Annotated in this window: 9 protein-coding genes; 2 read left to right on the top strand and 7 right to left on the bottom strand. The window is 59.1% G+C overall.

Annotated features, from left to right (window positions below; translation table 11 throughout):
• Window positions 1-485: 485 nt before the first annotated feature.
• From FLO80_RS19950 to FLO80_RS19915, 7 genes are all read right to left on the bottom strand, one after another.
• Complete coding sequence (locus tag FLO80_RS19950; RefSeq protein WP_111369461.1) at window positions 486-986, bottom strand: helix-turn-helix domain-containing protein; 501 nt, start codon at window positions 984-986, stop codon at window positions 486-488.
• Window positions 987-995: 9 nt separating this feature from the next.
• Window positions 996-1,613 carry a hypothetical protein gene (locus tag FLO80_RS19945; protein ID WP_111369463.1) on the bottom strand — a complete coding sequence of 206 codons (618 nt, stop codon included), beginning with the start codon at window positions 1,611-1,613 and terminating at the stop codon, window positions 996-998.
• A gap of 103 nt (window positions 1,614-1,716) precedes the next feature.
• Entirely contained in the window at window positions 1,717-2,154 is a 438-nt protein-coding gene (locus FLO80_RS19940) for a hypothetical protein (protein WP_111369465.1), read from the bottom strand.
• Window positions 2,155-2,931: 777 nt separating this feature from the next.
• Window positions 2,932-3,237: a winged helix domain-containing protein gene (locus tag FLO80_RS19930; protein WP_111369467.1), complete on the bottom strand. Its 306-nt coding sequence runs from the start codon at window positions 3,235-3,237 to the stop codon at window positions 2,932-2,934.
• Window positions 3,238-3,350: 113 nt separating this feature from the next.
• The gene (locus tag FLO80_RS19925) at window positions 3,351-3,521 is read right to left on the bottom strand and encodes a helix-turn-helix transcriptional regulator (protein ID WP_111369469.1); all 171 of its coding nucleotides are present in this window, start codon (window positions 3,519-3,521) and stop codon (window positions 3,351-3,353) included.
• A gap of 90 nt (window positions 3,522-3,611) precedes the next feature.
• Window positions 3,612-4,433 (bottom strand): hypothetical protein, encoded by an 822-nt coding sequence (locus FLO80_RS19920; protein ID WP_111369471.1) that lies wholly within the window; start codon window positions 4,431-4,433, stop codon window positions 3,612-3,614.
• Window positions 4,430-5,620, bottom strand: coding sequence for a tyrosine-type recombinase/integrase (locus tag FLO80_RS19915; protein WP_111369473.1), 1,191 nt, complete (start codon window positions 5,618-5,620; stop codon window positions 4,430-4,432). The genes FLO80_RS19920 and FLO80_RS19915 overlap by 4 nt, the downstream gene beginning before the upstream one ends.
• A 621-nt stretch (window positions 5,621-6,241) precedes the next feature.
• Between FLO80_RS19915 and FLO80_RS19910 the strand changes: the two genes are divergently transcribed.
• A complete protein-coding gene (locus FLO80_RS19910; protein ID WP_146611093.1) occupies window positions 6,242-6,775 on the top strand; it encodes a TRAP transporter small permease subunit in 534 nt (177 codons plus the stop codon).
• Between the two features lie 54 nt (window positions 6,776-6,829).
• Window positions 6,830-7,885, top strand: coding sequence for a TRAP transporter substrate-binding protein (locus FLO80_RS19905; protein ID WP_111369477.1), 1,056 nt, complete (start codon window positions 6,830-6,832; stop codon window positions 7,883-7,885).
• Window positions 7,886-7,913 lie beyond the last annotated feature (28 nt).

Genomic DNA, 7,913 nt, shown 5'->3' with positions numbered 1-7,913 from the left:
CAAGAACCGCGCATAGCGCCAACCCGGACCCCCGCAGGCCCGCCGCCGCTGCGCTATGTGAGGGCTACGCAGCGCCGGGCCTGCTCAGCTCAAAGGGGTCAATTTTGAATGCCGATAGGGGGTCAGCTTTGGATGCCGATTGACAGCCAAGCGAATGAAATATGGTCCCTGTAAGGGCTTCGAACCTCTCAATAAATAGCGTTTTGGGGGTATCATTTAGGGGTATTTGGCAAAACCACACGGGGATTGATCTATAAACTACAAATAGTTGACAGAAATATAGGAGTCCTCTCCTGGGCACCATTAACGACCCGTAAATTATTGAATTTACAATATAATTAGAGATTACCTCTGCCTGTATCCACCCCAATATCCACCCTTTGCGGTTTGGCGACAAGCTGTGTGGCGGCGGCGCTTCGAAATCTTTCTCCCACGCCATCGCGCTGCTAAATTGCGCTGCTGCACACACCCAACGCGAAAGCCCGTCAATAAGCAGCCCACCGCTTCCGCTGCGCCTCAGAAATCCGCGCCTTGCCCTCGGGCGTCCGGGGGCCAGTCGACTTCCCGCCGTGAAACTTGCACCGGCGCTTGCCCGGTTCGGACAGTAGGCGGCACGGCTGGCCCTTCCGTGTCGTGGCCCCGCAAGGTTGCCGGTAGCGCGCCGCAATATCCTGTGCTTTGCGATGAAGCCGGTCGTTTTCCCTGTCCAACCGCTCCTGTTCCCAGTCCCGCCAGCCCTGTAAGACCCCATCCCCCCGCGCGCGTGGCGAGGTCTGAAAATCTTGCAAATCGACGCCCAACGCTTGCAGCATTTCATTGGGTCTACCGTAGCGCATGTCGTAGCGGGTGAAGGGCAAGACCTTTCTTTCCCAGTAGCTGATGGTTTGACGAGTGGTTCCAATCAGTTCGGCCATACGGGTCTGATTGATGCCGAAGTTCCGGCGCAGGGATTTTAGCTCTGGACCTGTCAGGATGTAGAGGTTCATGCTGTTACCCTACAGCTCAAGTCCGCCGAACCTTTCCGCCACATACACCATGAAGCCAAGGCCCGACTCGCGGTCCCAATGCTCCATTTCTTCCACCAGGCGGTGATAGGTTCGCCAGTGCATCCCCTTGGGCTTCTGGCCGTACATCAACTCCGGGTCCGCGCTCCAGCCCAGCCGCTCTTGGATTTTCTCCACCCGTCGCTGGCTGCGCTCGAAGGACTTTTCCCGCTGCGACGGATAGGCGAGTTGGTAGCAATGACGGCAGGCGAAAATCCGGCCGCCGTAGAGCACCGCAACGCGGCGTCCGCATCCCCGCGCTGGGCAGGCGAACCAAGTGCGATGCCCGCCGTAGTGGCATGGCGTCGTCAGAAGGCGCACGGGATAGTCCAGACTCTCCCATTCATCGCCATGGCTCCGGCTTCGATATATGAGGCGTACACGCCCCGGCTCTGACCGCGCCTGAATGCTGGCGACCGTCTCGTCGTCGATAGACCATTGCCAGCCGAACAAGCGCCCCGGCTCCAGAAACCCCTCACGCGCCCAGCGCCGGACGTCGATGCTGCGATAGTCGTTTGTCGTGCTCTTGGCGTCCCAGCGCCAGCATCGTCCACTGCCTATGCCACCCATGCCCGCCTCCAGATTTTGTCGAAATCATTAGGGAAATGGTATGTCTTGGACTATCAGATGTACCATCTAATAGCTTGGCTTCCTGAGAAAAATCCTTTTCGCCCTAGTCGTAGGGCGGCAACCTGTTAGCCCATTTGTATCGCTCTTCGGGGTCACTAGGCGGCGTTGGCGCATGTACATTCTCATTCTTCAACCAAGCTACGAGACGCTTATGAAACGGCACCTTGGGCTCAATGCGGGCACCGCGCGATGCTCGTTCTTCCCAATAGAAGCTCCATAAGAGTACCGCACCAAGGCCAAGCGAAGCAATCGCCATGAAGGGAAAGAGAAACACCCAGGCAGCGACATAAGCGACAACACCCAAAAAGCCCTGTGCTGCGGCGTATGCGAACATCCACGCTGCCCCCATGAAGCCCGCGACCAGTACTAGGAAAGCCAAGTACAGTGCCAAAAGGCCCAGAACTATTGCCCCGATGACCAGAAAGATTGTCACTATCCAAGTCGTGTCGTTGCCCATGGCGTTTCCGTTGCCGTCCGTCATCGGTTCACGTCGAGCCGAACAGATTGCCAGCTCGGAAGTTTGTGCGCCAGCTGCATGCCGCATATCTCAGCTTGCTTCGCTGAGCATCAAAACGCAATTGCCTATGGCTAGATGTATATGTGTCACGGTTTCTGGGCATCGGAGACATTGCCAAATTTCAACCTCCTGCCCCAAATTTTGGGACGGTCCCGCGTTCTGACCCCGGATTACCGGCCCGAGTGTCACAGCCATTGGGACGGGGCGTCCCAGATTTTGGGCGAGGGTTTTCTATTTTAGGCCAATTTAGAAACCCCTTGGTCGCAGGCTTACGGTCCGCCGTGGGTATCTCCTGCAGTGCCCATAGTGCTGCCTGTCCGATGCCGGAAGGGCCAAGGTGCGGGCCTTGGGTCATCGCTATCAGCCCGCGTGCCTCCAGCTCCTTGAAGTATGGCCCAACCGTGTTTCGGCTGACATTGATGGCTTCGGCGGCCTGCCGGTGGCTCAGGATGATCCGGCCATTGTTGTGCCCGTTGAACCGGCGTTTCAACTCGATGTAGAGCGCGCGCGGGCCAGGGCTTAGGCTGGCCCACGCTTCGCTTGCTTGCAGGTATTCGGGGAGCTGGACATGCCGCCCAGCGCCCCTCTTGCCTTTCCTGTATAGCTTTCCGACCATCTATACGTCGCCAGAATAGCGCAGTTCTGAGATGGCCCGCGCGATGGGGCGGGAAAGTCCGAACTGGTGACGGATGCGACGCTCAAACTCGTCGCGCGGGGCAGCGCGGTGCTCGTCACGCCGTATCATGCCATATGCCCCTCTGAGCGTGTCACACGTGCGCGCAGGATGTAGCGGGCATGAGTGCCAGCGAACGGCCCGTCATGGGCCTCTGTGACCGTTTCTATGGGCACACCCAACTTGCGCAGGTTGTGGACATATCCGCTCCAGCGCGGGCCGGGCGTCTCGATGGGCGTGCAGCCATTAGGACCAGCCGCTATGAGCGCCTCCAGCGCCCAACGGTCGCGCCCTGTGACAACGACGCGGCTCGTCTTGCCCTCCTTCGGATGAATGTCGTATGGGGCAGCGCCCCAGTTCGTTTTGTCAGCCATTCTTGGCCTCCATGGTTGATCCACGAAGGCGCTGGGCGTATGTGAGAGGGGTATCGGCTAAGATATATTCCCGCTCGATCCGCCCTGCGTCCGCGCAGAGGGTTGAGCGGGTCTTACGCCGCATGTGCCGCGATTGCGGCGTCGATATCGGTTTCGGCCCAGTAGAGGCGTCCGCCGATTTTCACAGGCTTCGGAAGTCGGCCCAGTTCGACATCGCGGTAGATGGTCGTGCGGCCTCGGCCCCCGAGTTTTTTCTGAAGGTCGCTGAATGTTAAATAGCGCATTGGTTGACTCCTTGGTTGGCCGGCGCCCTACTTTGCCCCGGTGCTTACCTCGGTGCTCAACTTATCCTGTCGTTGATTATCTATCGCCCCCTATTGTTCCGGGGGCAACCTAGGTAACGCGCTACCCAGTCGCCGCGCTGCCCGGTCATACTGATCCGCATACTGCTTTTGTGCATCCGCTCGGAACTCGTCCGGTGGGATTAGCGCAAGGCGGTTCTTGATCGGGCGCAAGTTTAAGGGCTTGAAAACGTAGCTTGTCGCTGCAATTTCAATAGGTAAGTCAGTTTTTCGGCAAATTGCGTCGGCACGCGGAAACGCGACGGATATGCCGTGTCCATGAAGCGCTGCCGCTGCGATGACGCAGGCACAAATCGGCGGTGGCTCTTGAGAGAGGCGAGATTTTGTTGCTCCTAGCGGCAGGCCGAATGCGGCAGATATCTTCTTTGCCACGCCAGCAAGTAGGGTATCTCGGTGCCGCTGAGATTTCTTCTTTTTCGGGGCCGGTGGATCGGCCATACCATTGGCAAGCATACCGGCGAACTGTTTCGCAGGCTTTGGCATCGGATAACCGTTTTCGATGTTCACGGCCAACCTGAGTCGAATGTACTGCGCTGCTCTTGCGCTTTGACGAAAGTGGCCCTGCCATTGTTCTAGACTGATGTCCGAAGTCTTGTAGCCAACCAATTCCTTGCTTTCGTTATCGTAGCCCACAGTCTGGTGAACGGCTTGGAAGTTTGCCAATGCCTCCATCACTGGGGCGTCAATGAACGGTATGTATACCTCACCCCGCCGTATCCATGGGCCCATTACTTCAACAGCGTAGGACAGCGCGGTCGGCAATTTTTCTTCGCCGCGAATGTCAGGAGGCTCAAGAGTTCCGGCAATGCCCAATAAATTGGCCAAGTAATTCATGTCGCGGTCAACCTGACAACGTTCGAGTTGCTAGTTGCTAGTTTAGCCCACCGCTCCATTAGCGCGCGCCGCTGCTCAAGATAGTCTGTCCGCCGGTAACTCCGTTCGACCGATCCGCCCACCACGTGACACAGCGCCGTCTCCGCCACGTCATGCGGCGCATTGGTGGCCTCTGCCAGCCAATCCCTAAACGAACTGCGAAAGCCATGCGGGCGTGCCAGCATCCCGCGCCGTTCCATGAACTTGCCCATGGTCATGTCGGAAATCACGCCCTTGCGCACGCCCGGAAACAGGAAGCCGTCACGGGCGAACGGGGCGGCCTCTGCAATCACCTTCTGCGCCTCCTGCGACAACGGCACCCGGAAATCGCTGGTCGCGCCCACGCGGCCTTTCATGGCCTCTGCGGGGATGGTCCAGGTATCACCGTCGATCTGGTCAAGGTGCAGGAAGCGGAGCGGATAGCTGCGCACCGCCGTCAGGATGAGCAAGCGCAGCGCCAGTTCCGTGACCGATCCGCCGTCCAGCGACTGGTAGAACGCGGGCACGTCCTGCCACGGCAAGGCGGGAATGTTCTGGGCCTTGTGCCGTTGCTTGCCCAACAGGGCCTTGGCCTTGTCGGTGGCCTGCAAGTCCACATCCAGCCCCAGCGCCGCCGCATGGCGTAGGCAGATGGACAGCCGGTTCATGGCCTTGCGTGCCGTGTCGGCCTTTGTGTGCCAGATGGGGGCCAGGGTGTCGCGGATATCGCGCTGTTCGATCTGCGACACGGGCATCTTGCCCAGTTTGGGCAGGACGTGCAGTTCAAGCGGGCTGAACCACCGGCCCGCCTTGCCATCGCCTTTGAGGTCCGCCTTGCGGCTCTCGAAGGCATCGCGGGCAATGTCATTCAGGACATGCAGGTTCTGCTCTGCCGCCCTGCGCTGGCGTTCGCGTTCCTTGATGGCATCCTTGCCTTCGCGCACGACCGCTTGCCACCGCTCGGCTTCCGCGCGCGCCTCTTTCAGCGAAACGGCGGGAAAGCTGCCCAGCCCCATTTCATGCCGCCGTCCGAATATCGTGTAGCGCAGGAACCATTGCGCGCCGCCGTCGGGCCGCATGTGGAACCAAAGGCCGCCACCATCGGAATGCTTGCCGGGGGCCTTGGCCTTGAGTTCTGCGCTTGTGAGCTTGTGCTTGGGGCGTGCCATTCGCTGTCCACCTCTGTATCCACCCCTAGATATGGCATACAACGGGTCAGAATGGAACAGTCTGGGGCAGAAAAACCCTTATTTTTATAAGTTGTGGGAATTTTCGGCGCACCACGGCACCCCAATATATAGGAATTGGATGCCTCTCCTGGGCACCATTTCTCCCGATCATTGCTGACCACAATATTGCGAAAACATGGACCTTTTGTCCGTTTCGCAAGCCGGTCATTCGCCATCGTTGCGGAATTTGAGATCCCGGTGCTGCCCGCGAGCAGGCCCGGCGTCCTGTTGGCATGACGATACCGCATCTGAATGGCCAGGGTCCTCTGTCGCGGCGCAGCCTGCGTGAGGAAAACGGGAACGAACCCGCCCGGCCAGGCGCAAGAGGGCGGCAATCTTCCCCGCGAGCAGTCTTCCATCCTCAGTGAACATGGATTCCCGCTGAAACTTGCGATACTTGATCGGTTGGTAAAATTAGGCCACACTTTTGGTGTTGGTGAGCGGACGTCTCTTGGAGATGTCGATATTTGTAGTGCTGCCCCGACACTGCCATGGTCCTTTGGCATGGTTGCCTGACACCCGGCATGCATGTCCTGGAAGGGCAAATAGCGGGCACAATCAGTGGGGCAGAACCCTGTGATATTTTTGCGCGGTGTTGAGAAACTGATAGACGCGATTGCAGAGGCCGCAGGTTGGATTGGCTGGCTGCTTGTACTTTATTGCATGGTGCTGGGCGTGACCGATGTCTTCCTGCGCTATGTGATGAACCAGCAATCGCTTTGGATCGGCACCACCATGCAGGCTGCCATGGTACTGATGGCCTGCGTTGGCGGTGCCTATGCGATCAAGTACGACGCTTTTGTGAAGCTGGACGTGTTCTATGCTAATGCATCCAGGCGCAACCGGGCGATTCTGGATATCGTGACCTCCGCCATCAGCTTTCTGTTTCTCTATGTTCTCATCACGAAAGGCATAGATGCGGCACAGTTGTCCTTGCGGCTTGGCCAAGTAACGCCAACCGCCGTGCCGATCCCGTTGTATCCGATCAAGGCGGCAATCCCCGTGGGGGCGGCACTGGTGCTGATCATGCTGATCCGCAATTTTGTGCGCAATGTGCTGATTGTCGTGGCCGAGCATCCGCCGGAAGAGAACTGAGGATTGGGCCACCCGAAAAGGACAGGACTAACCAACCAGCAGAGGAGAATAACGATGACGAGATCAAGACAGATGTGGAAGGCAGGATGCCTGGCGACTGGCGCTTTGGCGTTGTCCACGACCATCGCGCTGAGTGACGATCATGGGCCCCCCGATAGCGTCACCAACTGGGTGTTCCAGCCCTGTTTTGACCAGACCGATGCCGGCTGGGACAATGGCGTTGTTCCCTGGATCGAAGCCGTAGAAGAGGCGACCGAGGGCACCGTTCAGATTCGGCTGGAACCCGCAGGCGCCCTGATCAGCGGCGGTGAGGCGTTCGGAGCAACCATCGCCGGCGCGATTGATGTCACCGCTTGCTGGGCCACCGTCTATGGCGGCGACATGCCTGAGGGGATGCTTGCCTTCGGCATGGCAATGGGTGCCGAAACCACCGAACAAGCGTGGGAGGCGATGTGGGGCGACCCTGATTATCGGATCGGCGAACTGGTCCAGGAGGCCGCGATGTCGCGCAACCTCTACTGGGCGGGCTGGAGCAATCAGGGCCCGAATGCCATGTTCACCAAGTTCCGGGTCGATAGCCTTGACGATCTGGCCGGGCGGCCGATGCGGGCAGGCGGGCCACAGGCGATATTCCACTCCACCATGGGCGGCTCGCCCGTGTCGATGGGCGCGGGCGATATCTACACCGCCATCCGCCTGGGTACGGTCGAGGGCACCTATTGGGACACCGGTGGCATCAACGACATGTCCTTTCACGAAGTCGTGGACTACGCCATCATGCCCGGCTGGAACCCGGCGCAGCATCAGGAAATCTTCATCAACCTGGATGCCTGGAACGCCCTGACGGACTGGCAACGTGAGCAGATCGATGGCGTCTTCGAAGAGGTCTACTTCAAGACCAGCGAGATGCATGCCGAAGGGGTCGAAGAGGCGCTACAGGATCTGGTCGATGCCGGAGGCGAGGTCATCCACTTGTCGGACGAGGAAGTGGCGCGCATGCGTGCCGTCTCGATCGCCGAGGTCTGGCCGCAGGTTGCCGCCCAGTCCGAACTGACCGCGCGTGGAGTCGAACTGTGGACTGACTATCTGCGAGAGGCCGGGTTGTACTGAGTCCCGCCACCTCGGGCATGCTGGCTCG

Source organism: Aquicoccus porphyridii, from assembly GCF_008369105.1.
Taxonomy (GTDB): Bacteria; Pseudomonadota; Alphaproteobacteria; order Rhodobacterales; family Rhodobacteraceae; genus Aquicoccus; species Aquicoccus porphyridii.
The sequence above is the reverse complement of the archived record's forward strand: the minus strand, read 5'-3'. Positions and strand labels throughout refer to the sequence as shown.